We start from the raw sequence: 25082 nt of genomic DNA on the forward strand, positions 1-25082 counted from the left end.
AATACGCCTTCGGATCGGTAACGATAGAAACAGACGCATCGGCTTGGGGCGGCAAAGGTAGATCAAATCCAATCGGTGTCAGTAGAAGTGCTTATCAATCGTCGAGATCACTTGGAGTCCCTCTCAGCTCCATACTCCTCCACTCTTTAAAAACTTCTCCACTTTGTAAAAACTCCTCCACTCTGTAAAAACCATGGCCTGCCCAAAATGCGGCTGCCGCCTACTCACCAAGGTGGGGCGCTCCAAGAAGATGCTGATCTGCAGCGATTGCAGCCACCCACTCGAACCATCATCTGATCAGCTTGCCTCCCAGTGGCGCCAGCTATCCACGTTTATGTTTGTGTTGATGGTGGCTGGAGTGCCTGTGTTCCACACCCTGGTTTCAGGGATGGTCAGCTCCACGTCCACACCACTAAATAGGGAATCTCAAATAGAAAAGATCAACTAGCCAGGTCCATCGGAGTTTTAGCCCTAACTCTCACTGCCAGCGGCCCGGCTGCGCAGCTGCCACAGCCGCAGCAGCGCCAGCACTCCACAGACGAGCGCAATCTCCAACACCAGCTTGATCCCTCCGGCCCAGGGGGCCAGCAGCCCCTCCACCTGGCCGTAGGCCTGGCCCATCTCCCTGCCCGCCAGGGTGAGCAAGGTGGTCCAGATCAGGCTGCCCGCGGTGGTCCAGGCGAGAAACTTCGCCTGGGGCATTAATTCAATGCCAGCCGGCACAGACACCAAGGTCCGCACCCCTGGGATCAATCTTCCCCAGAACACCACCGCCGAGCCATGGCGGTTGAACCAGCGGCGGCTATTGGCTAGGTCATCTGGCTGGATGCCCAGCCAGCGGCCCCGGCTAGCCAGCCAGCCAGCGATCCGCTCCTCATTTACCCAGCGGCCAATGCCGTACCAAAACCAGGCACCCAGCACGGTGCCCACCAGTCCGGCCGCCACTGTGGGGAGTAATTGCAGCCGGCCCGCATGCACCAGATAGCCCGCGTAGGGCATCAAAACTTCAGAGGGAATGGGCGGGATGAGATTTTCCAGCAGCATCACAAAAGCAACCGCTCCGTAACCGAGCAGGGGGTTGGTCTCCACCGCGGCGCTGATCAGGTCTGGCAGCCCGTCGATCAACTGCTGAATCAAAGGGAAAATCCAGGCACAGAACTGTGATTAGGGTAGGCATCACAAACGCAATATCAGCCTGACCAGCCCACCCTGGAACGCTCTTAAGACGTGGCGCCAGCGCCTCACGGTGCCCCAATTCACGGTTGTCACCGGTGCCCTGGTGATCGCCATCGGCACATTGGTGCTGGCCAGCCCGCTCTGCTCCACGGACGACGTGGGGCTATGGCAAGCCCTGTTCACCGTGACCTCGGCAATCACGGTGACTGGCCTTTCGATCATTGATGTGAGCCGCGATCTGACGCCCTTCGGCCAGCTAACGCTGGCGGGATTGATCATCACCGGTGGCCTTGGCCTAATGGCGATCACCACCTTTTTGCAGGGCTTCGTGCAGGGAAATTCAGGCCTGCGCCACCGGCTCGACAAGGGCAGGGCCCTGGATGAATTCGGGGTAGGCGGCATCGGCCCCACCTTCAACAGCATCCTGATCACGGGCTTCTGTGTGATGGGGCTTGGCACGGTGGTGCTCTACGCCTTCGGCTTCACCGACATCGCCAACCCGCTTGAGCGCTTCTGGGCTTCTCTTTTTCACTGCATCAGCGCTTACAACAACGCCGGCTTCGGCCTCTGGGGCGACAACCTGGTGCGCTACCGGGACAACCCGGTTGTGAATGGCGTGATCGCCTCGATGATCGTGGTGGGCGGCATCGGCTGGCGGGTGATCAACGACCTCTGGACCAACCGTGCCCGCCTGCAAGGGCTGCGGCGGCTGAGCCTGCACACCAGGCTGGTGCTGCGCAGCACAGCCTTGTTAATCGTGTTGGGGGCCCTGGGCCTGCTGTTCACCGAACAATTCGCCGCCGGTGGCGTAATCGATAATCTGCAGTGGTGGCAGGATATTCAAGTCACCCTGTTCCAGTCGATCTCGGCGCGCACGGCCGGGTTCAATACCGTGCCGCTCTCGATTCAGACCTTCTCGGATGCGGGCCTGCTGCTGCTGGTCGTGCTGATGTTCATTGGTGCCAGCCCAGGCGGCACCGGCGGCGGCATCAAAACCACCACCTTTGCCACCTTGATGGGAGCTACTCGCTCCACCCTGCAGGGGAGGGAAGAGGTGGTGATTCACCGGCGTCAGATTCCCGACACTGTTGTGCTGCGAGCCGTGGGGGTGGCCCTGGCATCAGCAATCTTCGTGATTCTGATGGCCCTGCTGCTGGGGATTGGCCCAACCACCTCCGGGGAGCCCACCCGCACCACCTTCAACTTCCTCGAAAAGCTGTTCACCTGCATGTCGGCCTTCGGCACCGTGGGCCTGGATCTGGGGGTGACCGCCCAGCTAAACCGCTGGGGCCAGCTTGTGCTCATGGTGGGGATGTTTGTAGGCAGACTGGGCATCCTGCTACTGCTCTCGGCGATCTACGGCAACCGGCCCCAACCCCGCGTGGGCTACCCCCGCGAAGAGATCTACATCTGAATTCCCTAAACAAGTTGACTCCATGACGAACTGGTGGCATTGGAATCCGTCTGAAGGCGCCATCAAAGGTGGCTTCGCTGTAATCGGAGTGGGGCGATTTGGCTCCGCCGTGTGTAGCGAATTGATCAAGGCCGGGGCTGAAGTGCTGGCGATCGATGCCAGCCAGCGGGCCATAGATGAGCTGCGACAAATCGACCCCGCCATCGAGGCGCGGGTGGTGGACTGCACCGACGAAGAAGCCCTGCGGGCCGCTGGCGTACTCGACATGACCACCGTGGTGGTGGCCATGAGTGAGCCGATCGAGGCCAGTGTGACGGCCACTTTGATTGTTAAAGACAGCCCCGGCAGCAAGGTGACGCAGGTGATCGCCCGGGCCACCAGTGATCTGCACATGAAAATGCTGCAGCGGGTGGGCGCCGATCGGGTGGTTTTTCCTTCAAAGATGCAGGGCCACCGCCTAGGCATGGAACTGGTGCGGCCCAACCTGCTGGAGAAGCTGCGCCTCGACGACCGCAACAGCATCGAGGAGATCCGGGTGCCCCAGGCCTTCATCGGCCAGTCGCTGCGGGAGATCAACCTGCGCAAGAACTTCAACGTGAGCGTGCTGGCCGCCGGACCTGACAACCAGCTCACCGTGAACCCCCCCGCCTCCCACGTGCTCGAGGCGGGCGAGCTGCTGGTGGTGATGGGTGCCAGCGAAGCCTTGGCCAAACTGCCTGGCAGCTGAAAAACGGCATCCTCCTGGCCTAGGCAGGAGATTTGCCCTCCAAGGCCTGCACCAGATGACGAGGTGAGCGACTGAGCGAGCGGTCTCAGGCCCGCTGCCTCTGACGCATGGAATCCCAGAAAGCTATGGCGAGCAGGCCGATGCCTATGAGCCCGGCGCACCAATCGGGGACATGCACGTTGTGCTGGGCCAGGGGAATCCCGGCCAACATCAACAACCCCAGCGCGCCGATGGCGTAGTGGGCGCCGTGCTCCAGATAGATCAGCTGGTCGAGGGCCTTCTCCCGACTCATCATCACCGTGAGCGAGCGAATAAAGAACGCTCCGAGGCCGAGGCCCGTCATGATCAACGCCAGATCGGTGGTGATCGCAAAGGCGCCGATCGCGCCATCGAGGCTGAATGAGGCATCAAGCAACTCGAGGTAGATCAGGCTGGCAACACCGCTCTTGGCAGCCATACTTCCCGCCGCCGGATCTCCGCCGCCGAAGAATTCCGCCAGGGAAGTGCTGAGGATCTGCAGCACCAGGCCGATCAGACCGGCAAAAAGAACATCACTGCGCAAACTGCCAGGAAGGACAAAGGCCACACCCATCAAAATGATCAACCCCAGAGCGACCTCCAGGGAGGGAACCCGTCCGGCGCTGCTCAGACGCGTCTCAAGCACCTCCACCCAGTGCAGCGTTTTGGCCTCATCGATGAAGTAGCGCAGAAACACCATCAACAGGAACATCCCCCCGAAGGCGAGGATTCGCGGTTCAGCCAACTCCAGCAGCGCGTGGTATTTCTCGGGGTGATGCAGAGCCGCGTCGAGGGCTTGCCCCAGACCGATCCCCCCAGCCAGGCTCACCAGCAGCAAAGGCCCCAGAAAACGCACTCCAAACACCGGGATCACCAGACCCCAACTGAGGAAAAAACGCTGCTGACCTGGGGTGAGGTGCTCCAGCACCCGCGCATTCACCACCGCGTTGTCAAAGGAAAGGCTGATCTCCAGCGCCAGCAGCACCAGGGTGAGCCAGGTGGCCTCAAGGCCCGCAGGGCTCAGACCACCATGGCTGACGAAAACTGCCATCAGACACACGGCACAGCACAGCAGCGGGAAACGCATGTAGCGCAGCAGGCGGGCCATGGGTGCACCCAAACGATGTGATCCTGCCCCCTAAAGGCCCAGCTGCTGTGCTGCGCTGATGACATCAATCGTCGGGGCCCGCGGGCGAGCCAAGACGCCCGAGGCCAGCAACCCATCCCAATCCTCGCAAAGCCGATCTAGTTACCGGTATATGCTTTTGGATGTTGGGGTTGTTTTGTATGGATGCATTTCTTGCCGCCGCCCTCGAGCCGGCCGGGGCAATCACCCTTGCCGTCTTTGCCCTGTCGATCCTGCTATTCGTCACCGGATGGCTGGCCCCCGAAGTCACGGCTTTGCTGGCGGCAGCCCTGCTGGTGACCTTCCGGGTGCTCAAGCCCGATGAGGCCGTGCAGGGATTTGGCAGCCCCGCCCTGATCACCTTGATGGGCCTGTTCGCCGTGTCGGCGGGCCTATTCCGCAGCGGTGCACTGGATCGACTGAGGGCCCTGATCGCCAGCGATGCCATCCGCAGTCCCAAACGGATGATCGCCCTGATGGTGGGGGTGGTGGCGCCGATCTCCGGATTTATCCCCAACACCCCGATCGTGGCAACCCTGCTGCCAGTAGTTGAGGGCTGGTGCCACCGGCGCGGTGTATCGCCTTCGAAGGTGTTGCTGCCTCTGTCGTTTGCCACGGTGTTGGGCGGCACCATTTCCCTGCTCGGCACCTCCACCAACCTGCTGGCCAGCGATGTCAGTCGCCAACTCGGCTTTGGCCCCCTCGAGCTGTTCAGCTTCACAGCCATCGGCATCCCCGTCTGGCTGCTAGGGGGCCTCTACATGTTGTGGGCCTCCGACCGGCTCCTGCCAGATCGCGGCCTCGACGATGGCGATTTGCTGGGATCCCTCGCCCGGGAGGGCTATCTCACCGAGGTGCTGGTGCCGGAGGGCTCCGAGCTGGCGGGCCATTCGCTGCACAACAGCCGTCTACAGCGCCGCTACGACGTGGACGTGCTCGAACTGCAGCGCGGCAGCGAGATCTACAGCGCCCCCTTGGCCGACCGCACTCTCCAGGTGGGCGATCGCCTTGTGCTGCGTTGCAATCGGGAAACCCTGCTGCGGCTTCAGCAGGAGCGCACGGTGGTGGTGTCACCGCCGGCGGAGCAGGAGGAAGCCCTTGAGGAACTGAAGCAACCTGAGGTCACCAGCATGCGCATGGTGGAAGTGCTTCTGCCGAACGGCTCCACGATCACCGGCACCAGCGTGCGAGACCTTCGCTTCCGGCAGCGCTACAACGCCACCCTGCTGGCGGTGCGTCGCGGCAACCAGGTGCTGCGTGAATTGCTCGGTCGAGTTGTGCTTCAGGCCGGCGATGTGTTGCTGCTGCAGGCGCCCCTCGATGCCATTCGTGGCCTGCAGGCCAACAACGATCTGGTGCTGCTGGAAGAACTGGAAAAGGACATGCCCACCACCAACCGCAAATGGGTGGCGGTTCTGGTAGCAGCACTGGTGATCATCCTGCCTCTGTTCAAAGTGCTCAACCTGATGGCAGCGGTTCTCCTGGCAGTAGTGGTGATGGTGGCCACCGGCTGCCTGCGACCGGGAGAACTGCAGCGATCCATCCGTTGGGACGTGATCTTGCTGCTGGGTTCCCTCTCCTGCTTCAGCGAAGCGATGCAGAAAACTGGCCTGGCCGAGGCTCTGGCGCAAGATCTGCTGCATGGCCTTCAGGGGTGGTCGGCTTATGGGGTCCTGTTCGTGGTCTTCGTGATCGCCCAACTCTTCACCGAAGCCCTCAGCAACGGCACCACCGTGGTGTTGCTGATGCCGATCGCCACCGCCATAGCCCAGGGTCTTTCGCTCCCACCGATGGCCTTCATCTTTGCCATCACCATCGCGGCCAGCCAGAGCTTTCTCACCCCGATCGGCTACCAAACCAACCTGATGGTGTTTGGGCCTGGTCGCTATCGCTTTCTGGACATGGCGCGCTACGGGGCGCCACTCACAATCGGCCTTGCGATCGTTGTTCCCTGGCTGATCTGCCGCCAATTTGGGATCTAAGCGCAACTTGATCAAACACTGATTTCACCGCCAGCGGAATTTCTTGCCAATCCACCTCAAAAGCAGCCAAAGCAATCCGCAAACTGCAGCCGTCAAAATTATCCCAACTAGAACGCTGGTAAATGGTTTAAGGGCAGCTGCAACACCTGCGTAACCTGCCCCCAGGGTCTTGCCGGCAAGCGTAAGCAGCAATATCCAAATCAGACTGCCTGCCGTAGTCCAAATCAGAAACAAAGGCTGGGGCATCAACTCGATACCTGCCGGTAATGACACCAGCGTGCGGACCCCAGGAATAATCCGCCCCCAAAACACCACCGCTACTCCGTGGCGATTGAACCAGCGGCGGCTGCGGGCCAGGTCCGCAGGCCTCAAGCCAAACCAGCGGCCATGGTTTGCCAACCACTGCTCCAGCTGCTCCTCGTTGATTAGACGGCCGATTCCATACCAAAACCAAGCCCCCAGCACCGTGCCCAACAGGCCTGCAAGCACTACAGGAAACAGCTGCAGCCTTCCCTGCTGGATCAGAAAGCCTGCCAGCGGCATCACCACCTCCGAAGGAATAGGTGGCACCAGGTTTTCCAGCAACATCACCAGGGCAATTGCCCCATATCCCAGAAGCGGGTTGGCGTCCACCGCCGCCAGGAGAAGCTGGGGAAGCTTCTCCATCAAGGCGGACAGCTCGGCCATCAACCCATTGCGGCAGGGGTGTTAGCCCGGCGGCGGCTCCACCACTGCCGGAAAACCTTCTCAGCCTCGAGGTAGATGAAGAACAACAGGCTCACCCCAACGCAAACCATCAGATCGGCAAAGGCCAGGGGCTCTGTGCCAAAGAAACGGGACAGCCAGGGCACATAAAGCAGCAGCAACTGGAGGCCACTGGTAAACACCACAGCCCAGAGCAGCCAAGGGTTACTAAAGGGGTTGACTTGCAACAAGGGGCGATCACTACGAGCCGACAGGGCATGACCCATTTGGGCCAGGCATAAGGTGGTGAACACCATGGTTTTCCAGGGGCCATCAACTCCCTGGGTGCGATATATCCACACCATCATGGCAATCGTCATTAAGCCGAACACCACACCAACTCGCACGATGTAGCGACCAATTCCCCTGGCAAAGATCGATTCACCCGGCCGAGCAGGGTCCCGGTCCATCAGGCCGGCCTCCGCCGGCTCGAGGGCCAGAGCTAGGGCCGGCACCCCGTCTGTAACCAGATTCATCCAGAGGATCTGCAAAGGAGTTAGAGGAACGCCAATCAGACCAATCAGGGGTGCCGCCGAAATCGTGACCAACTCGCCGACATTGCTACCCAAAATGTATTTAACGAAGCGGCGAATATTGGCGTACACCAGTCGCCCTTCCTCCACTGCGCTAACAATCGTGGCGAAGTTGTCATCCAAAAGCACCATGTCGGATGCCTCCTTGCTCACCTCCGTGCCAGTGATGCCCATGGCTACACCGATATGGGCTTGCTTAAGGGCAGGGGCGTCGTTAACCCCATCTCCCGTCATCGCTACCACCTGGCCATTGGCCTGCAGGGCCTTAACGATGCGCAGCTTCTGCTCAGGCGGCACCCGGGCATAGACACTGCAGCGAGCCACCACCGCGCGCAGCTCCTCATCACTGCAAGCTTCCAGTTCCCGCCCCAGCACCACCTCACCATCGAGGGTGGTTAAACCAATTTTTGAACCAATGGCCCTGGCGGTGAGCGGGTGATCGCCGGTGATCATCACGGGCCGAATGCCAGCGCCGCGGCAGATTGCCACAGCCTCAGTAACCTCGGGCCGTGCCGGATCCAGCTGGGCCATCAGACCAATCAACACCAAACCCGAGAGGCCTTGGTCCGGACTGGAATGGTGGGGAGAACAGGCAAAGGCCAGCACCCGCAAGCCCGAAGCCGCCAGGTCGCGGGCCTGATCGACCCACCACTGGAGCTGATTGGGGCTGAGCGCAACTACCCCGGAACCATCCAGCCAGCGGCTGCAGCTGGCCAGGATCACTTCAGGGGCACCCTTGCTGATCATCAGCTGACTGGAACCTTCTGCCACTGCCCCGAGGGGAGCCTGGAGACTGCCGTCCGGATCGTCCACCCATACCGCCATCAATTGACGCTCTGAGCTGAAAGGGATCTCGGCCTTGCGGGCATAGCGCTGCCTGAGCTCGAAATCGTCGAAACCAGCCTTACCAGCCACCACGGCCAGGGCTCCTTCCGTGGGGTCGCCAAGCACCTCCCAGGCCCCCTCTGCTCCTTGGCGCAACTCGGCATCACTGCAGAGCACACCGGCCTGCAGCAGCAGATTCTGCAAACCAGGCTGGGCCCCGGCCAAGGGAGCCTCAGGTGCTGCCAGGAGCGCTGTCGTGAATTCGCCGGTGGGCTCGTAGCCCTGGCCACCCACCAGCACCGATTGATTGCCGAAGCGCAGCTCCTGAACGACTTGGCGATTTTGGGTGAGGGTGCCGGTTTTGTCGGAGCAGATCACGGTGACAGAACCCAAAGCCTCAACCGCCGGCAAGCGCCGGATCAGGGCAGCACGCTGGACCATGCGCTGGGTGCCGATCGCCAGGGTGACGGTGATAACTGCCGGCAAGCCCTCCGGCACGATCGCCACCGCCATCGACAGGGAAACTTCGAGCAGGTCGAACGGGTCTTGACCCAGCAGCAACCCAAGGCCCACAACAACTGCTACCAGGGCCAAGGCTGTGCCAACCAGCACCTTGGCTAGACCATCGAGCCGCTCCTGCAGGGGGGTGGTCTCGCCACCAGCGGTGTTGATCAGGGTGGCTATCTGACCCAGCTCAGTGGCCATGCCGGTAGAGGTCACTACCGCCACCCCCCGGCCCCGCACCACCTCGGTGCCCTGGAACATGCAGTTCTGGCGCTCCAGCATCGGCGTGGCTGAATCCAGCACCAAATCGGCACGCTTAAACACCGCCTCCGACTCACCAGTGAGGGCGGCTTCTCTGACTCCCATATCAGCCGTTTCCAGCAGGCGCCCATCAGCCGGCACCCGATCGCCGGCCTCGAGGCGGATCAGGTCGCCCGGCACCAGCTCCTCACTCGACAACTTTTGCCACTGGCCGTCGCGGCGCACCTGCACCTGGGGTTGGGACATATCGCGCAGTGCCAGCAGCGCCTTCTGGGCCCGGCTCTCCTGCAGATAGCCCAGCAGGCCATTGAGAGCAACGATCACCACAATCGCGATCGCATCCTTAGGAAACTTCTGCTCCACATAGGCCACGCCGGCGGAAACCGCAGCAACCGCCAGCAACATGATCAACATCACGTTGCTGAACTGGTCCCACAGGATCAACAAGTTGCTGCGACCAGCTGCAAGTTCAAGCCGGTTGGGGCCAGTAGCGGCCAGACGCCGACTTACCTCTGCCGTGCTCAGCCCAGCCTCCCCGCACTGCAGCTCCTGCAGGCAGGATTGCCCATCGATGGCATGCCAGTTCTGGGGCATGGGAGTTGTCATGAAATCAGAAGTAGTTGGAATGGATAATTAGGGAGGCCTCAGCTGATCTGGCTGAGGAACTGCTTACTGCGCTCATGGCGCGGATTAGTAAAAAACTCCTGCGGCGGCGCCTCCTCCACCACCTCACCATCAGCCATAAGCACCACTCGGCTCGCAACCTTACGCGCAAAGCGCACTTCATGGCTTACCACCACCATGGTCATGCCGTCGCGGGCCAGCTCCTGCATAACTGCCAGCACCTCCTGCACCATCTCGGGATCTAGGGCGCTGGTGGGCTCGTCAAACAACATGATGCGGGGCTCCATGCAAAGCGAGCGAGCAATCGCCACCCGCTGCTGCTGACCGCCGGAAAGCTGGCCTGGAAATTTGTGGGCCTGCTCGGCTATCCCAACCCGCTCCAACAACTCCAGGGCCTGGCGCTCCACCTCAGCTTTAGGGCGCTTGCGCACCTTCACCGGCGCCAAGGTGAGGTTATCGAGCACCGTGAGGTGGGGAAACAAATTGAACTGCTGGAACACCATGCCAACCTCCCGGCGGATCGCATCAATGCGGCGCAAATCGTCGCTGATTTCAATGCCATCCACCACGATTGAGCCCTTCTGAAAGTCCTCCATGGCGTTGAAGGTGCGCAGGAAAGTGCTCTTACCTGAGCCCGACGGACCCATGATCACCACCACTTCCCCTTGGTGCACGTATAGATCAACACCTCGTAGGGCGTGGAAGCCGTTGGGATACCACTTCTCGACCCCACGGGCCTCGATCATCAGGGCGGGTGAGCTGGTCATGCCTGCGGCGCAGTGGGTGAATGGGGATTAAGACGAGTTTCTAAGGCGCGACTGCCCAGCCCAAGGGCCGCGCAGCAAGTCCAAAACAAAATGGCGAGCACGAAATACACCTCCGCGTTCTTACCGAGAAACATTGGGTTGGCCATCACCGTACGGGCGGTGCCGAGTAGGTCAAGCAGGCCGATCAAGGAGAGCACGGTGGTGTCTTGCAGCAGGGTGATGAATTGGCCCACCGTGGCTGGCAGGGCAACTCGTATGGCCTGGGGCAGCATCACGTGGATCAGGGCGAGCGGCATGGGCAGCCCCAGGGAGCGTGCCGCCTCCAATTGACCCGCAGGAACGGCCGCCAAGCCGGAGCGCACCGCCTCAGCCACATAGGCAGCAGCGAAGAAGGTGAGCACCCAGGCAGCCCGCCAAACCCGATCTGGAGCCAGGCCGCCTGGCAGCAGGAAACCCAGGATGTTTTGCCCTAGAAACAGCAGGGTAATAAGTGGTGCGCCGCGGATGAACTCGATGTAAATAACCGAGCCCCAGCGCAGCAACGGCAGCTCACTGCGGCGACCAAGGGCGAGCAGCACCCCCAGGGGAAAGCACAACAGGATGGCAAAGGTGGCCATCAACACCGTGAGCAGCAAGCCACCCCACTCGGAAGGCGGCACCTGCACCAGCCCCAGGCCGCCACTGATCAGCACCATGCCCACCAGGTAAAGCAGGGGCCAGAGCAGGGGAATCAGCCGGCGGCAAGCCTGGGGAATGGCTGGGCCGTAGCGCCCGGCGGCCCAGCGGGCGAGAAGCAAGAGGGCAGCAATCCCCCACCAACGCGCCTGGATGGCAAGGGTGAGCTGTAGGGCCATGGGCCGCCAGAGGGCCAGCACCGCCAGGATTGCGGCGGCCCAGCGGTCGTTGCGGGGCCAGAGGGTGCGAACAGCACCGGAGCCGGGAAAAGCCCTAAACAGACCCCAACTCAATCCGGTTGCCAGGGCCAGCAAGGTAGTGAGCAGCCATAGGCGCCACTGCTGCTCAACTGGGTAGCGACCTACAGCAAACAGGGTGCTGTTAGCACTGAGCACAGCCCATTGGGCCTGGAAGAGGGCCCAGCGGAAAAAGCCGAGGCCTACTGCCAGCAGCGCTGCCAGCAAGGCGATCGAAATCAGGCCATCGATTCGGCTGCCAAAGAGCTCCTTTTGCAATCTGCGCAAGGGACTCGCTCGCACCACCAGGGGAGCTGTGCTTGCCATTTCAGCGCTCTCTCAGCTGCACCAGGCTATTTAGCCCGTTCATCAATGCAGAAATCACGAGGTCGATCACTAAGTAAGAACCCAACAGGATCAACATCACCTCAACTGCACGGCCGGTTTGATTGAGGGTGGTTTCGGAAACGGAATAGAGGTCGGTGAAACCGCAGGCCACTGCCAGTGAGGAATTCTTAGCAAGTGAAATGTATTGGCTATTGAGTCCCGGCACAATCACGCGCAAGGCTTGGGGCAAAACGATCCGCCGCAGGGTCAGCAGGGGCGAAAACCCCAGTGAGGTGGCTGCCTCCCACTGCCCCTTAGGCACAGAGGCAATACCGCCGCGCACCACCTCGGAAATAAAGGCAGCGGAATAAACCACCAACCCGGTGAGCAGAGCCCCAAATTCAACGGTGAAGCGCAGGGGGGCCTGCCATACCCCATCTACCAGTTCGGGGGAGCCCAAATAAAGTCCTGATTTGGCGAGCACTAGGCCCGGCAGCTGCAGTGCGTCGCGGCCATTCGGCAATGCCAGAAACACAACGAAATACCAGAACATCAGCTGCAGTAGCAGAGGAATATTGCGAATCACCTCCACATACACACGCGCCAGTCTTCGCAGCAGCCCATTGCTGCTGAAAGAAGCAGTGCCGATAAGGGTGCCCAATACCGTCGCACCCACTAAGCCCGTTATCACCACCCGCAGGGTGTTGACCAGCCCTGCCAGCATGGCTCGCCAGTAGGGAAGGCTGGCATCAAACGGCAGGATAGTTTCAGCCAGATCAAATCCTGCTGGCTGCCCCAGCCAGCTCCAGCTGAGCAGCAGGCCCCGGCTGGTGAGATTGAGCAACAGGTTGGTGAACAGAAAAGCCACCACCACAACCACCAGCAGGGCAACCACGCCCTGGACTAGCCAGGGCAGGTAGCGGCGGTTGCGCCACCAGGGGGTGACTTCAGATCGGCTCGTCATGGCAGCGTGCCGGCGCTATCGAATCTCATAGGAAGGGTGGCGAATACATCAGGCCACCCTCGCGCCATTGCTTGTTGACACCTCGCTCAAGCTTGAGGGGTGATCCCGTGCCCACATTGCGCTCAAACACCTCGCCGTAGTTACCCACAGCCTTCACCGTGCGGACCACGAAATCAGCAGGCAACCCCAGCTGCTTACCAAGGTCGCCCTCCACTCCAAAGAAGCGGCGCAACTGGGCGAGGTTTTTGTTTGCCTTGGCCTCTGCCACCTTTGCATCGATGTTGGCGGCAGTGATGCCCATCTCCTCAGCCTGAATGAGGCTGTATACGACCCAGCGCACAGCATCAGCCCAGGCAGGATCGGAATTAACAGTGGCGGGGTTTAAGGGCTCCTTGCTCAACACATCAGGAAGCAGGATGTGCTTCGAAGGGCTTGGGAAACCGGTTCGCTTTGCGGCCAGCTGGGAGCGATCAGTGGTGACGGCAACACAGCGCCCTTGTAGGTAGGCCGCGTAGGTCTGTTCATCCGACTGAAATTTCAACGGTGTGTAAGAGGCATTGAGCTCCCGCATCCGATCGGCCAAGTTGAGCTCTGATGAAGTTCCGGTCTGCACACAGATCGGCTTGCCGACGACATCTTTAAGGGATCGAATGCCGCTACTGACCGGCACCATCACGGCCTGGCCATCAAAGAAAGTAGTGGGGGCGAAGGTGAGAGCATTCCCTCCCGGTGCATCCCGGCTGAGGCTCATGGTGGTGTTGTTGGAAAGAAGATCCACTTCTCCGCTGCTTAAAGCTGCAAAGCGCTCGCTAGCACTGAGGTCGCGGAAACTCACCTTGGCGGGATCCGACAAAACCGCAGCCGCTGTTGCCTTACAAATGTCTACGTCCAGGCCGCTGTAGCTGCCGTCAGGGCCCACAAAACTGAAGCCGGGAAGCTTGCCGCCCACGCCGCAGATCAAGCTGCCCCGAGCCTTGATAGCGGCCATTTTCTGGCTTTGAACTCCGCCGCCATCACTGGCGCAGCCCACCAGGGCCAGGGAAGCGATCAGGGGCACGGCGGCAGTGAACCGGTGAAGCTGGACCATGGATAATTCCGCTCTCGGCCCAGTGTTACATCAAGGTTAGGGTGGCGGCCTAATGCTCTTGATCAGGGCCATGGCTCACCGTCAACATCGCCTTGAGTGGATATTTGAGCGTTGGCTGTGGCGCTTCCGGCTGATCGCGATTGTGCCGGTGGTGATGAGCCTGCTCAGTGCTGCAGCCGCATACCTTGCCGGCACCCTGGAGGTGCTTAGTGCCCTGAAAGCGCTGCTCAAAGGCTCTGGCGACACCAGTCACGCAATCGCCCTGCAGCTGGGCAAGTTGGTGGGAGGAGTCGACCTTTACTTGATCGGCATCGCCCTGATGATCTTTGGCTACGGGGTGTATGAGCTGCTGATCTCCAACATTGAAGCGGCGCACGAGGACGGCAAAGACGGCGGCAGCGGCCTGCTCGACATTCGCAGCCTCGATGACCTCAAGGAAAAGTTGGTAAAGGTGATCGTGGTGGCGTTGATAGTGTCCGCCTTCAAGGCCATGTTGGTCTTCCCAATCCATAACAGCACCACCAACCTGCTGGTCTTCAGCGGCAGTGTGTTGCTGTTGGCCCTAAGCGCCTGGCTGGTGGCTGGCGGCAAAAAAGCCCCCCACTCCTAGGTGAGGGTCTTGGGCTTTGGCCCTTTCAGCGCCCACCAAGCTGGCAGGGCAAACAGACAGCAATAGAGGGCCGGCCCCCACTGCCAGCCCTGCTCCTCCAGCAGCCAGCTGCACACCACTGGAGCGGTGCCAGCAAATAGGGCCATCGCCAAGCTGTAGGCGATCGAAAAAACTGTGCAGCGCTGCCGCACTGACACCCACTCCACTGCCAGCACCCCCTGCCCGCCCATGGCCATCATTACGGGCAACACCCCGAGCAGCTGACCCACAGCCAGGCCGCTGGGGCCAGCCAACTGCACCACAGGCAAGGCGATCGGCGTCACCAGGGCGAGGAGCAGCGTGCCAAGACGGTTGACCTGCAATTTGCCCCAGCGATCCGCCAGCACGCCGCCCAGCAGAACTAAGGGCAGACCCAGGGTCTGGATCACGGTAGAGGTGGTATTTGCCTGGGCCAGGCTGGAGCCGGCCTGGTGAGCGCTGTAGTCGACCAGGTAGACAAACAGCACAGAAAAGACGACGTTGGCGAAGGAAACCAACGCGATGATGCGCAGCACCAGCGGACCCTGCTGACGCACCTCCGCCAGCCCCAGGCATCCATGGCGGCATTGCCGAGGGAGCGGGCCAGCAGGGCCACCGGCGGTGGCCAGGCTGGCCAGCAAGCACTGCTGACCAGGGGGGCGGCCTCTGTGGCGTAGGTCATCGAACCGGTGAATTCACCGCCCACCGAAAACCCTTGCACCATGCGTAGGGCCAGCAGGGCCAGCCCCGCCCCCGCCCCCCACTGGGCATGGGTGGGCAAGATGGCGATCAACAGCCTGGCGGCGCCCATCAGCACGATGCTGAGGCTGAGCATGTTGCGGCGGCCGAGCAGGTCGCCGATCGGGCCGAGCACCAGGCTGCCCACTGGCCGCATTAGGTAACCCACCGCAAACACGCCGAAGGCGGCCAAGGCCTGTAGGCCCGGATCCTCGGCCGGGAAAAAGGCATGGCCAAGTGGGGTGGCCAGATAGCCGTAAACGGCAAAGTCAAACCACTCGAGGGCATTGCCAAGCAGGGCGGCCAGGGTGGCGGCGCGCCGCTGCTGGGGGGTTAGATCCATTGCTAGGGAGCGTCACCTGAATCGAGTTGGCTGCTTTCCCACCACACCAATGCGCCGATTCCAAACTCCACCACCCCTTCGAGCATCCGATTCAGGGGAACCCAGCGCCCACCGAGCCAGGCCAAGGTCACCATCGTTGAGGCCCAAAGCACAGCACCGGCGCAGTTGAAGATCAGAAAGCGCAGGTAGGGCATACCCACCGCGACGAAACGTCCCAGGAAAACCGACTTGCCGGCATGGCGCAGAAAACGCAGCCTGTAGCTCTCCAGCTGCTCCGGGGATTGGTGCAGCAAAGCTCCCATTCGCAGCAGCAAGGGCCAGCCCGCCCTTCGCCCGATCCAGTAGCCGAGGCTATCGCCGATGATCGCCCCGCTGGCAGCGGCAGCGATCACCCCCAGCACCTTCAGCTGGCCACTGCCGTCCGCATAGCCGCTAATGAGGGTGATGGTTTCTCCCGGAAGCGGCAGGCCAGCGCTTTCGAGCAGCATGGCAATAAAGACGACCCCATAACCCCAGGTCAGGATTAGCTCCTGCAGACCGTTGGTGCTGAGGAATGGAACAACAATGCTGGCCAGGTAGCTCAAGCGAAGCGATCCCGGCGCCAGCGCAGGGTTTGCCACACAAGAAACACAAACACCAGCGGCAGTATTGCCACTAGGGCTACAAGCCTGAACTCATCAACTGCTGACGTGACCGTATTTGTAAGCACCTGCTCCACCAGATACAGGCCATAGAGACCTACCAAGATTCCACCTTCGAGGCGGGTGATCACGCCATTACTCCAGAAAATCGGCAAGCAAGCCAGGGTGGTGAGCACCATGATCGGGAAATCGCGGTTGACCATCACCGGATCCACCGTGAGGCCCTGGCTACCGGAAGCCACACCGCAAAGCCCAAGGATCACCAGCTGGTTGAGCAGGTTGCTACCCACTACGTTGCCAATTGCCAGGTCTGCCTTGCCGCGATAAGCAGCCACAAGTGAGGTAACCAATTCCGGCATCGATGTGCCGGCGGCCACAATCGTGAGGCCAATAACTGTTTGGCTGACGCCCAAGCCCACGGCCGCTGCGGTGGCCCCCTTAACCAAAATCTGCGATCCCACCACCAGCAGCACAAGCCCGCCAGCCAATTTGGCCCCTGCTACAGCCGGTGTAGCCCGGTCATTTTCGTCAATATCATCACCTTCATCAGGATTTTCACCGGCAGTGCGCATCTCCCAAACGATGTTGATCACTGTGCCGACCAGCAGGGCCAAACCGGCCTGCCAAGTGAGCCGGCCACCGGAAGCCATGCCCCACACCGCCATCGACACACCAAGCAGCAAGGGCACATCGCGGCGTATCAACCGGCTTTTAACCCGCAGCGGCACCACTAGGGCGCTGAGCCCAAGCACCACCAGCACGTTGAAAATATTGCTGCCAACAATGTTGCTAACGGCGATATCATCGCCGCCTTGAATCGTGGAAATCAAGCTCACGAATAGCTCCGGAGCGCTGGTGCCTAGAGACACCACCGTGAGCCCGATCACGATCTGGGGAATGCCAAACAACAGGGCCACGGCCGTGGACCCAGCCACAAACAATTCGCCGCCACCAAACAGCAGCACGATGCCAATGATGATTTCGATGGCGCTGGGCAAAAGGGGCATCGGTGAAGAGCTGCCAAGTATTGATATGGGATTCTGTACGGTCACCCGTCAACAGGGGGCCAATCGGGGGCCTGCGACTAGGCTGAGCCTTAATTATCGGCAGACATTCCGAGTGATTGATCCGGACGCCACAACCACCGCAGCTGGCTCGGGCCAGTCCGAGGAGCTCGAAAGCCTCTTTACCTTTCTGGGCCAGATTCAGCAGGATGGTGCCCTGCGCGATCTGCTCAACGATGTGATAACTGCTCCCGATGTGGTGGCCATAGCCGCCGAACAGGGCTTCAGCTTCCAGGCCTCCACACTGCTAGGCCTGTTCGAGCGCTGCAATGAAGCGCCTCTGGCGCGCCAGGGGCTGATGGACGAAAAGTTGATTCGTGTCTATCTGCAGCGGCAGCGCCTGCAGGCCCCATGAGGGCAGCCACTTTGCGGCCCTGCTCAGCGCTGGCCTAGCAACTCCTCCCAAGTGAGCGGTTGGGAGGGGGGACGTCCTTGGGGACGGGAGTGCAGCGGGCAGCTGGGATAGCTGGTGCGGCTTGAGCGGGATGGGGACGGGGAAACAATAAACATGGAAAAGTGAATCGATATGGATCTCGCACCGAAGGATTGCCATTCCCATAAGGGGAATTCACACGGAGCAATCGCTAAGCAGAACAATCAAACTGGACTGAGCTGACTTGGCCTACAGATCTGACTTGGCAGACTGATCGGCCTTCCCCAGGAAGCGCAGGGGATGCATGGTGCTTGTTCTGGCCTGCGCAAGCTCTTAGAGCTAGCCGGCTTCTGCCAGACCCTTCCACCATAGCCCGAAAGCAGGTACCCCTTCGCTTGAGCAATTCAAATGATGGGTTTGAGCAACAAAGCACCCACGAATAGGGCCGTATAGATGCTGAGCAGCAGCAAACCCTGGTACCAGGTCAGGGAATCCCCTTCCGTCACACAGTGCACGGCAAAGGCGGTGGCCCCAAGGCAGGCAAGGGCCTGGGGCGGGAAGGTGAGGTGTAGGAAACGCCCCATCAACGGTCCGAGCAGCACCAGGACGGGCAATACGAACAACATCAACTGGACGCTGGATTCAACGGTGCTGGCCATCGCCAGGGCCATACGACCTCGACTGGCCGCCCGAAAGGCGACCAGAGCTTCTGGGATTGCCGAAAACAACGGCAACAACAACATGCCCACAAATAGGGGGGTGACCGCACTGCCTTTGACCAGATCTTCGAGCCCAGCCACCAAGTGTTCCGATACCCCGGCAATGGCCAGGGCCACCAAAACCAGCACCCCCACAATTGCGAGCAGGGACGCCTGGGACTGGCTGGTAGCACTAGCTTCTGCCAGCTCCCTCTCAACAGCAAAGAGCCCCCGATGGGTACCCAGTTGATATAGGTAGGAAAGCAGATAAGCCAGCATCACAATCACCGCTACGATCAGGGAGTAGACGGCAAACAGATCAAATACGTTGCTGCCCTCGGTGATCGGGTGCATCGAGTCCCAGAAAAAGATCGAGGGGACCGACATCAAAATCACACTTATCAGCAACTGGCGGGTGCTCAGGCCACGACTGTGGCGATTGAGATCCACCACCAACTCCCGCCTCCCAGCCACGATCGTGCTGATTCCGAGCACCAACAGACTGTTGGTGATCACGGCACCGGCAATGCTCAACACCACCAGGTCGTAAAGGCCGCTTTTCAAGGCCGTCAGGGCGATTACCAGCTCAAGCAAATTGCCCAGGGTGACGTTCAGCAGCCCTCCCAACCGCTCACCAACGCGGAGCACAAGGCGATCGACCAGCTCAGCTGTGATCTGGGCCAGGGGGATCAGGGCGAGGCCGCAAAGCAGGAAATAGGGGAGCTTGAAAGGGCCCGCCGCCTCAGGCGGCACCACAATCGCCACAGCACTCACCAGCAGCAGCAGCTTCCAGCGACCACTCAAAACTTCTCGAATCAGCACCGGGCAAATCCAACCAAAATCAATGGGGGCAGGGGGACTTGAACCCCCACAACGTTGCCGTCTGCGGATTTTAAGTCCGCTGCGTCTACCAATTCCGCCATGCCCCCTGCCTGGCCATCCTAAATTGGTGGCAACAAGAAGGTTTGCCGTGCAGCTGCCCGGGTTTCTTCAATCCGTTTCGCCTGATCTACTGCTGGTGCTGGTGGCCTATGCCCTGATCGCAGGCGCCTATCTAGTGGCCGTGCCCCTGCTGCTTTACGCCTGGATGATCAAGCGTTGGACGGTGATGGGCAAGCTCGAGCGCTTTGGGGTCTACGGGCTGGTGTTCCTGTTTTTCCCTGGGCTGATCTTGTTTGCTCCCTTCATCAACCTGCGCATGGCAGGTCAGGGCAACGTGCTCTCATGACCAACGGTCGGGCCCTGCTGCTGGCCCTAGGAGTATTTGGCTTGGGCGGCGGCGGGTATTGGATTTTTCAGGCCGGGGGCTTTGAGGGCTTTTCTGCTGGTATCGCCGCCTCTGCCCTGCTGATGGTGCTGGTACTCGCCTGGACGGGCAGCTACCTGTTTCGGGTGGTCACAGGCAAAATGACCTTTATCCAGCAGCGGCGCCAATACCGCGAGGCCTACGACGCCTTCACCACTGAGGCTCTGCAGCGCAAGTTTGACGCCCTCAGCCCCGAAGAGCAGGAGCGACTCCTGCGCGAAACGGGCCAGCTGCCAGAAGCTCCCCAGGGCGAGGCATAGGCTCACTGGCCGAAGCCCTTATCGCTGCTGTGTCTGCCGCCCCCACCCAAATCCAGCAGCGTTTCATCTCCCTTCGCCAACAGGGACGTTGCGCCCTGATGCCGTTTTTGATGGCGGGCGATCCGGATCTGACCCACACCCGGGCCAGCCTGCTGGCCCTGCAGGCCAATGGCGCCGACCTGGTGGAGCTCGGCATTCCCTACAGCGATCCCTTGGCCGATGGACCGGTGATCCAGGCCGCCGCCAGCCGAGCCCTGAAAGCTGGCACCACTCCAGCCGGGGTGCTTGAGATGCTCAGCTCCCTCAAGGGTGAACTGACCATGCCCGTGGTGCTTTTCACCTACAGCAACCCCTTGCTCAACCGCGGCATGGAGGCCTTCTGTGCCGCCGCCGCCGCCGCCGGAGCCGCCGGCTTGGTGGTGCCCGACTTACCCCTTGAGGAGGCCGAGAAACTCTCAGTAATCGCAGCAGCTGCCGGCCTCGATCTAGTGCTGCTGGTGGCGCCCACCACGCCAGCCGAGCGCATGGGAAGAATCCATCAGGCCAGCCGCGGCTTCACCTACCTGGTGAGCGTCACCGGCGTGACCGGGGTGCGCACAAACCTTGAATCCCGGGTGGGCGATCTGGTGGGCCAGCTCAAGACCCTGGGAGATACGCCAATCGCCGTGGGCTTTGGCATTTCCGGCCCCGAGCAAGCCCGCCAGGTGCGCGACTGGGGCGCCGATGGGGCAATTGTGGGCAGTGCCCTAGTGAAAGTGATGGCGGCCGCCCATGGCCAGCAGGGCGATGTTGCCGCCGCGGCCGGGCGCTTCTGCGCCGAGTTGCGGGCCGGGCTCGACGCTTAAGCTCCTCATGCTGTTTTCCTCCGCCTGCGAGCGCAACAAAGGGCCGATCCTGGCTGTGCTTAAAGAGTGGCTGCCTGCCCACGCCCAAGTACTTGAGATCGGCTCAGGCAGCGGCCAGCACGCAGCTTTCTTCTGCCAGCAGATCGCAGGCCTCAGCTGGCAGGCCAGTGAACGCCAAGAGAGCCTCACGGATCTGCAGGCTCAGCTGGAGGCCCTGAGCCCCACGCTGCCACCAGCCATCGCTCTCGATGTATCGATAGCCCAGCAATGGCCACGCCAGAGCTTCGATGCTGTTTTCAGCGCCAACACCTGCCACATCATGTCGGCGGCGGCCGTACCGCATCTACTAGCCGGTGCCTCGCGGGTGTTGCGGCCTAGCGGGCTGCTGCTGCTCTATGGCCCCTTCCAGGACGGCGGCGTACACACTGCCGCCAGCAACGCCGCCTTCGACCAGCACCTGCGCAGCCTCGACCCAGCCATGGGGGTGCGTGATGCCAGTGAGCTGGTGCAGCAAGCCCAAAACCTCGGTCTCGAGCTCCTAGCCGATCTGCCCCTGCCGGCCAACAATCGAATGCTGGTGCTGGAGCGTCGATGAACGAGGCAACCAACGAGGCAACCAAGCTATTCAGCGCGGTGGCCGCGGCCTACGCCGCTAGCTGTAGCCAGCAGGCGGCGCAGGCCGCTGAATAGCCGATCGAAGGCCTCAGCCAGATCCGCAGCGTCGAGCAGGCCGTAGCTGAGCCGCAACACCGGCCCAGCGTCGCTTGAATCCAGCCCGAAGCTGCCGCCGCTCAGTGTCGCCACCCGGTGCTCGAGCACCAGCCGCCGCATCAGCGTGTCCGCATCGAACGGCAACGGCACAGCAACTTGCAGCAGGGCGTAGAAGGCCCCATCGGGCTGGGCCAGCAAGCGCACCGGCAAGCCCTGGGCCTGCTGCTCTGCCACGGCAGCCAGCAGCTGCAGGCGCAGCTTCGCCAGGGCTGCGATCCGGGGCGCGCACCAGGCCGGCCCGGCAGCTAGGGCAGCCCGGGCGGCGTGCTGGGTGAGTCGGGGCGGACAGATCAGCACCGTGTCCTGCACCTTCAATAAAGAAGGCAGCAGCGCCTGCGGTACGGCCATGTAGCCCAACCGCCAGCCCGCCAGGCCATAGGCCTTCGACAGCGAATGCAGCGACACGGTATGGGCGGCGCTGCCCGGCAGGGAACCGGCGCTCCAGTGGGGCTCCTCGCCGTAAACGAACTGTTCGTAGGCCTCATCGCTGATGTGAAAGAGGCCGTGCAACTCACAGAGCTGGTTGATCGCCGCCAACACTTGGGCCGGAATCACCACGCCACTGGGGTTATTTGGCGACACGGTGACGATGGCCCGGGTGCGCGGGGTGATTGCCGCCGCCAGCCGCTCTGGATCGGGAATCAGGCCCGCCTGCACCGGGACGGGCACGGCACCGGCCAGCTGCACCGCCATCACGTGATTGAAATAAAAGGGCACAGGCAGGATCACCTCGCTGGGTTCCCCTGGGGGGCCCGCTGCGATCACTTGAGCTACCGCGTTGAACGCCATGTTGCTGCCGGCTGTAACCAGCAGCTCAGCCCCTGTGAGGTCGAGGTCGTTCTGGTTGGTGAGCTTGGCGGTGATTGCCGCCAGCAGCTCTGGATCACCCAGGAGTGGCCCGTAACGGTGCAGCGCTGGCCCCCTGGTCGCCAGGGCCTCGGCCACGGCAAGGGCTACGCCCGGTGGGGGATCCCAGCCCACCATTCCCTGGGCCAGCGACAGGGTGCCGGGGGTCTGGTGCACCAGGGCCGCCAGCTCAGGAATGATTGGGCTAAGTACCTTCGCCAACCGCTGGCTTGGGCCCGGTAGGGGGTAAGCGGAATCGCTCACAGCCCTAAGACTCAAGGGTTGTATTTGGCAGTTGACTGCTTAACGCAGACGGCCTTGGCCTGATCCAAGCTTTGCCCTCTCGTGAGCATGCCGTCGGCAATGCAACCGCAGGTCTCTCCAACCATTCCAGCAGGTGGTGTTTTGCCTGCCTTCTTGAAGTCATCCTGCATGGCGGTGGAGCATTTGCCGATGATGATCTGCTTCACCATGTTGGCTTGGGCAGGAGCCGCGAAAAAGACAGCAGTAGCAAGAAGGAGACAGGAGCGAAGCACGTGAATTTTGGATCTTGAGACACCCTTCTTAACACCCCTGATCGGCAGCCAGTAAGCCGGTAACCCCGTAATGTCAGACCCCGATAACTCCCAACACCATGCGCTTCGTGCTCTGGGGTACCTACTGCGATGACGCCCTCGAAAAGCGCGGCCCCTATCGGGAAGAGCACCTAGCCGGACTGCAGGGCCTTAAAGACGCCGGCACCCTGATCACCCTGGGCCCCACCGAAGGCAGCACCCATGTGTTCGGGATCTACGAGGCCGACAGCAAAGAGCAGGTTGAAGCCCTGGTTAAGGCAGATGTCTACTGGCGCAATGGCATCTGGACTGAGGTGCAGGTGTATCCCTGGATCCAGGCCTTCTGAAGCAAGTTCAGCCCTTGGGCCAATCCAGCTGGGCCTGCTGCCACACGTAGCCGGCCACCGCCTCTGCTCCCCCTTCCCCAAGCACGGCTGCATAACCAGACATCTGGCCCTGGCCGGCGGCGGCAATTACGGCGATCCGCTCCGGACCATCGACGCCATTGCGCTCTAGGGCCGCCAGGTGCAAGTTTTTGCCGCGGCGAATGATGTTGCCACCATTTACGTGGCAGCCAGCGCAATGGTTGGCAAAGAGCTCAGCCCCGTCCGCCGCAGGGGCAGCCCAAACCGGGCCAGCACTTATTACCAGCGCCGCCATCACAACGGCTAACCACCTCAACCTGGCCAACCCCAACCCCCGCAACAACTTCTGCAGCATCTTGGCAATCTTGCTATTGATGATTCCAGTGTGCCGATGATTCCAGTGTGCGCCTGCAGGCGCTAAAGAGGGTCTTACACCGCCACCTGGGCCCTGGCTAGCCCCTTGCCACCCGTCACCCTGCTGCACAGCGCCGACTGGCAGATCGGCAAGCCCTATGCCCGGGTCAGCGATCCAGACAAACGCGCCCTGCTACGCCAGGTGCGGCTCCAGGCAATCGGCCGTATCGCAACCCACGCCGCCGCCACAGCCGCCGACTTGGTAGTAGTAGCTGGGGATCTATTCGACTCACCCACCCCTGGAGCAGCGGATGTGAGTGCCGTGTGTGCCGCCATCGGCACGATCCCTTGTGCCGTGCTGGTGATCCCCGGCAACCACGACCACGGTGCCCCAGGCAGCGTGTGGCATACGCCCTATTTCCTGGGGGAGCAGGGGCGCCGCGCCGCCAATCTGCGGGTGTTGCTGGAGGCCACACCCATCGAACTGGCAAGTGTGGTGGTGCTGCCCTGCCCGCTTCTGCGTCGCACTGATGCAAGCGATCCCTGCGGCTGGCTCAACGGCCTCAACTGGACTGAGCTGCCTAAAAACAAGCCCAGGTTGGTGCTCGCCCATGGCTCGGTTCATGGCTTTGGTGCCACCGACCTTGATGCCGCTGGCGAGCCAGACGACGACAACCCCGGCGATGCCAGCAACCGTCTGCGGCTGGAGGGGGCCTGGTTGGAGCATGTTGACTATGTGGCCTTAGGCGACTGGCACGGTCTCAAACGGGTATCCGAGAAGGTTTGGTATAGCGGCACCCCCGAAGCAGATCGCTTTCCCCGCAGCGCCGACTACCGCTGCGGCCAGGTGTTGCAGGTGCAGCTTGGGCGGGGCGTGGTGCCCCAGGTGAGCCCCTTGGCCACCGGAGCGCTGAACTGGCATCCCCTGCGCATCCAACTGCAGCAAGACAGCGACCTTGAGCGACTCGAGGCCCAGCTGGAACGCCTGCTTGGCGGGCGCATCGGCAGCGACCTGCTGCTGCTGGAGGTGGGCGGCAGCCTCAGCCTGGCTGGCCATCGCCGCTACGCGGAACTGATGGAGCGCCTTGATGCCCAGCTGCTGCGCCTGAAGCTGCGTGGTCGCTGTGAAGCGGCGCCCGGAGATGCCGAACTAGCCGAGCTCACCCAGCGCCCCGGCGATCCCCTGGTTGCCCGGGTTGCCCAAGAGCTGCATCGCTGCCTTAAGGCCCCTGGCGACGCCGATCCCACGGTGGTGCGTCTAGCCCTCAGCGAGCTGCACCAGACCGTGGCCCAGTTGCGGGGCTAA

At 61.6% G+C, this 25082-nt stretch carries 27 protein-coding genes and 1 tRNA gene; 11 read left to right on the top strand and 17 right to left on the bottom strand.

The genetic code is table 11. From position 1 onward, the window contains the following. Positions 1 to 471: 471 nt before the first annotated feature. On the bottom strand, positions 472 to 1122 hold the full coding sequence (locus tag KBY99_RS06110) for a DedA family protein (RefSeq protein WP_409996541.1): 651 nt from the start codon (positions 1120 to 1122) through the stop codon (positions 472 to 474). Between the two features lie 124 nt (positions 1123 to 1246). Here KBY99_RS06110 and KBY99_RS06115 point away from each other — a divergent pair, with 124 nt between their 5' ends. Both KBY99_RS06115 and KBY99_RS06120 read left to right on the top strand, forming a co-directional pair. After that, on the top strand, positions 1247 to 2590 hold the full coding sequence (locus KBY99_RS06115; RefSeq protein WP_254998012.1) for a TrkH family potassium uptake protein: 1344 nt from the start codon (positions 1247 to 1249) through the stop codon (positions 2588 to 2590). Between the two features lie 22 nt (positions 2591 to 2612). Then, a complete protein-coding gene (locus KBY99_RS06120) occupies positions 2613 to 3317 on the top strand; it encodes a potassium channel family protein (protein ID WP_254998014.1) in 705 nt (234 codons plus the stop codon). Between the two features lie 85 nt (positions 3318 to 3402). Here the strand turns inward: KBY99_RS06120 and KBY99_RS06125 are convergent, their stop codons facing one another. Beyond that, on the bottom strand, positions 3403 to 4443 hold the full coding sequence (locus KBY99_RS06125) for a DUF475 domain-containing protein (RefSeq protein WP_254998015.1): 1041 nt from the start codon (positions 4441 to 4443) through the stop codon (positions 3403 to 3405). A gap of 179 nt (positions 4444 to 4622) precedes the next feature. On the opposite strand from KBY99_RS06125, the gene KBY99_RS06130 reads away from it, so the two are divergent. Beyond that, positions 4623 to 6443 (top strand): SLC13 family permease, encoded by a 1821-nt coding sequence (locus KBY99_RS06130; RefSeq protein WP_254998017.1) that lies wholly within the window; start codon positions 4623 to 4625, stop codon positions 6441 to 6443. 24 nt (positions 6444 to 6467) lie between these two features. Here KBY99_RS06130 and KBY99_RS06135 read toward each other — a convergent pair whose 3' ends face one another. Genes KBY99_RS06135 through KBY99_RS06160 form a run of 6 tightly spaced genes read right to left on the bottom strand, consistent with a single transcriptional unit; the run spans position 6468 to position 13990 of the window. Then, positions 6468 to 7130, bottom strand: coding sequence for a DedA family protein (locus tag KBY99_RS06135; RefSeq protein WP_254998019.1), 663 nt, complete (start codon positions 7128 to 7130; stop codon positions 6468 to 6470). After that, the gene (locus tag KBY99_RS06140; protein ID WP_254998020.1) at positions 7130 to 9916 is read right to left on the bottom strand and encodes a cation-translocating P-type ATPase; all 2787 of its coding nucleotides are present in this window, start codon (positions 9914 to 9916) and stop codon (positions 7130 to 7132) included. Before KBY99_RS06140 ends, KBY99_RS06135 begins: the two co-directional genes overlap by 1 nt. 38 nt (positions 9917 to 9954) lie before the next feature. Beyond that, complete coding sequence (locus tag KBY99_RS06145; RefSeq protein ID WP_315857967.1) at positions 9955 to 10701, bottom strand: amino acid ABC transporter ATP-binding protein; 747 nt, start codon at positions 10699 to 10701, stop codon at positions 9955 to 9957. Further along, positions 10698 to 11939 (bottom strand): amino acid ABC transporter permease, encoded by a 1242-nt coding sequence (locus KBY99_RS06150; RefSeq protein WP_254998021.1) that lies wholly within the window; start codon positions 11937 to 11939, stop codon positions 10698 to 10700. Before KBY99_RS06150 ends, KBY99_RS06145 begins: the two co-directional genes overlap by 4 nt. A 1-nt stretch (position 11940) precedes the next feature. Then, entirely contained in the window at positions 11941 to 12903 is a 963-nt protein-coding gene (locus tag KBY99_RS06155) for an ABC transporter permease subunit (RefSeq protein WP_254998023.1), read from the bottom strand. A gap of 25 nt (positions 12904 to 12928) precedes the next feature. Continuing rightward, positions 12929 to 13990 (bottom strand): amino acid ABC transporter substrate-binding protein, encoded by a 1062-nt coding sequence (locus KBY99_RS06160; RefSeq protein WP_254998024.1) that lies wholly within the window; start codon positions 13988 to 13990, stop codon positions 12929 to 12931. Positions 13991 to 14060: 70 nt separating this feature from the next. On the opposite strand from KBY99_RS06160, the gene KBY99_RS06165 reads away from it, so the two are divergent. Further along, positions 14061 to 14600: a YqhA family protein gene (locus tag KBY99_RS06165; protein WP_254998025.1), complete on the top strand. Its 540-nt coding sequence runs from the start codon at positions 14061 to 14063 to the stop codon at positions 14598 to 14600. Here the strand turns inward: KBY99_RS06165 and KBY99_RS06170 are convergent. From KBY99_RS06170 to KBY99_RS06185, 4 genes are read right to left on the bottom strand one after another with little or no spacing between them, the layout of a single operon-like run. After that, the gene (locus KBY99_RS06170) at positions 14597 to 15028 is read right to left on the bottom strand and encodes a hypothetical protein (RefSeq protein ID WP_254998027.1); all 432 of its coding nucleotides are present in this window, start codon (positions 15026 to 15028) and stop codon (positions 14597 to 14599) included. The genes KBY99_RS06165 and KBY99_RS06170 overlap by 4 nt on opposite strands. Continuing rightward, complete coding sequence (locus KBY99_RS06175) at positions 15025 to 15699, bottom strand: MFS transporter (RefSeq protein ID WP_254998028.1); 675 nt, start codon at positions 15697 to 15699, stop codon at positions 15025 to 15027. The genes KBY99_RS06170 and KBY99_RS06175 overlap by 4 nt, the downstream gene beginning before the upstream one ends. A gap of 2 nt (positions 15700 to 15701) precedes the next feature. Continuing rightward, entirely contained in the window at positions 15702 to 16319 is a 618-nt protein-coding gene (locus tag KBY99_RS06180) for a DedA family protein (protein ID WP_254998029.1), read from the bottom strand. Then, positions 16280 to 17347 carry a calcium/sodium antiporter gene (locus tag KBY99_RS06185; RefSeq protein WP_254998030.1) on the bottom strand — a complete coding sequence of 356 codons (1068 nt, stop codon included), beginning with the start codon at positions 17345 to 17347 and terminating at the stop codon, positions 16280 to 16282. The genes KBY99_RS06180 and KBY99_RS06185 overlap by 40 nt, the downstream gene beginning before the upstream one ends. A 112-nt stretch (positions 17348 to 17459) precedes the next feature. Here KBY99_RS06185 and KBY99_RS06190 point away from each other — a divergent pair, with 112 nt between their 5' ends. Continuing rightward, on the top strand, positions 17460 to 17759 hold the full coding sequence (locus KBY99_RS06190) for a Nif11-like leader peptide family natural product precursor (protein WP_254998031.1): 300 nt from the start codon (positions 17460 to 17462) through the stop codon (positions 17757 to 17759). Between the two features lie 422 nt (positions 17760 to 18181). Here the strand turns inward: KBY99_RS06190 and KBY99_RS06195 are convergent, their stop codons facing one another. Both KBY99_RS06195 and KBY99_RS06200 read right to left on the bottom strand, forming a co-directional pair. Next, on the bottom strand, positions 18182 to 19279 hold the full coding sequence (locus KBY99_RS06195) for a calcium:proton antiporter (RefSeq protein ID WP_254998032.1): 1098 nt from the start codon (positions 19277 to 19279) through the stop codon (positions 18182 to 18184). A gap of 41 nt (positions 19280 to 19320) precedes the next feature. Then, positions 19321 to 19404: transfer RNA gene (locus KBY99_RS06200), tRNA-Leu, on the bottom strand. Between the two features lie 41 nt (positions 19405 to 19445). On the opposite strand from KBY99_RS06200, the gene KBY99_RS06205 reads away from it, so the two are divergent. Genes KBY99_RS06205 through KBY99_RS06220 form a run of 4 tightly spaced genes read left to right on the top strand, consistent with a single transcriptional unit; the run spans position 19446 to position 21481 of the window. Beyond that, entirely contained in the window at positions 19446 to 19703 is a 258-nt protein-coding gene (locus KBY99_RS06205) for an NAD(P)H-quinone oxidoreductase subunit L (protein WP_254941772.1), read from the top strand. Continuing rightward, entirely contained in the window at positions 19700 to 20041 is a 342-nt protein-coding gene (locus KBY99_RS06210) for a DUF3007 family protein (RefSeq protein WP_254941773.1), read from the top strand. The genes KBY99_RS06205 and KBY99_RS06210 overlap by 4 nt, the downstream gene beginning before the upstream one ends. A 29-nt stretch (positions 20042 to 20070) precedes the next feature. Continuing rightward, positions 20071 to 20886 (top strand): tryptophan synthase subunit alpha, encoded by an 816-nt coding sequence (trpA, locus tag KBY99_RS06215; protein ID WP_254998034.1) that lies wholly within the window; start codon positions 20071 to 20073, stop codon positions 20884 to 20886. Between the two features lie 7 nt (positions 20887 to 20893). Next, positions 20894 to 21481: a DUF938 domain-containing protein gene (locus tag KBY99_RS06220; protein ID WP_254998036.1), complete on the top strand. Its 588-nt coding sequence runs from the start codon at positions 20894 to 20896 to the stop codon at positions 21479 to 21481. Positions 21482 to 21507: 26 nt separating this feature from the next. Here KBY99_RS06220 and KBY99_RS06225 read toward each other — a convergent pair whose 3' ends face one another. Further along, complete coding sequence (locus KBY99_RS06225) at positions 21508 to 22767, bottom strand: aminotransferase class I/II-fold pyridoxal phosphate-dependent enzyme (RefSeq protein WP_254998037.1); 1260 nt, start codon at positions 22765 to 22767, stop codon at positions 21508 to 21510. An 11-nt stretch (positions 22768 to 22778) separates the two neighbouring features. After that, positions 22779 to 22976 carry a hypothetical protein gene (locus KBY99_RS06230; RefSeq protein ID WP_254998039.1) on the bottom strand — a complete coding sequence of 66 codons (198 nt, stop codon included), beginning with the start codon at positions 22974 to 22976 and terminating at the stop codon, positions 22779 to 22781. Positions 22977 to 23137: 161 nt separating this feature from the next. Here KBY99_RS06230 and KBY99_RS06235 point away from each other — a divergent pair, with 161 nt between their 5' ends. Beyond that, complete coding sequence (locus KBY99_RS06235; RefSeq protein ID WP_254998041.1) at positions 23138 to 23404, top strand: YciI family protein; 267 nt, start codon at positions 23138 to 23140, stop codon at positions 23402 to 23404. Positions 23405 to 23411: 7 nt separating this feature from the next. Here KBY99_RS06235 and KBY99_RS06240 read toward each other — a convergent pair whose 3' ends face one another. Then, positions 23412 to 23777, bottom strand: coding sequence for a c-type cytochrome (locus tag KBY99_RS06240; RefSeq protein ID WP_254998042.1), 366 nt, complete (start codon positions 23775 to 23777; stop codon positions 23412 to 23414). 105 nt (positions 23778 to 23882) lie between these two features. Here KBY99_RS06240 and KBY99_RS06245 point away from each other — a divergent pair, with 105 nt between their 5' ends. Continuing rightward, positions 23883 to 25082, top strand: coding sequence for a metallophosphoesterase (locus KBY99_RS06245; RefSeq protein WP_254998044.1), 1200 nt, complete (start codon positions 23883 to 23885; stop codon positions 25080 to 25082).

It is taken from the genome of Cyanobium sp. Maggiore-St4-Cus (assembly GCF_024345615.1).
Lineage (GTDB): Bacteria > Cyanobacteriota > Cyanobacteriia > PCC-6307 > Cyanobiaceae > Cyanobium_A > Cyanobium_A usitatum.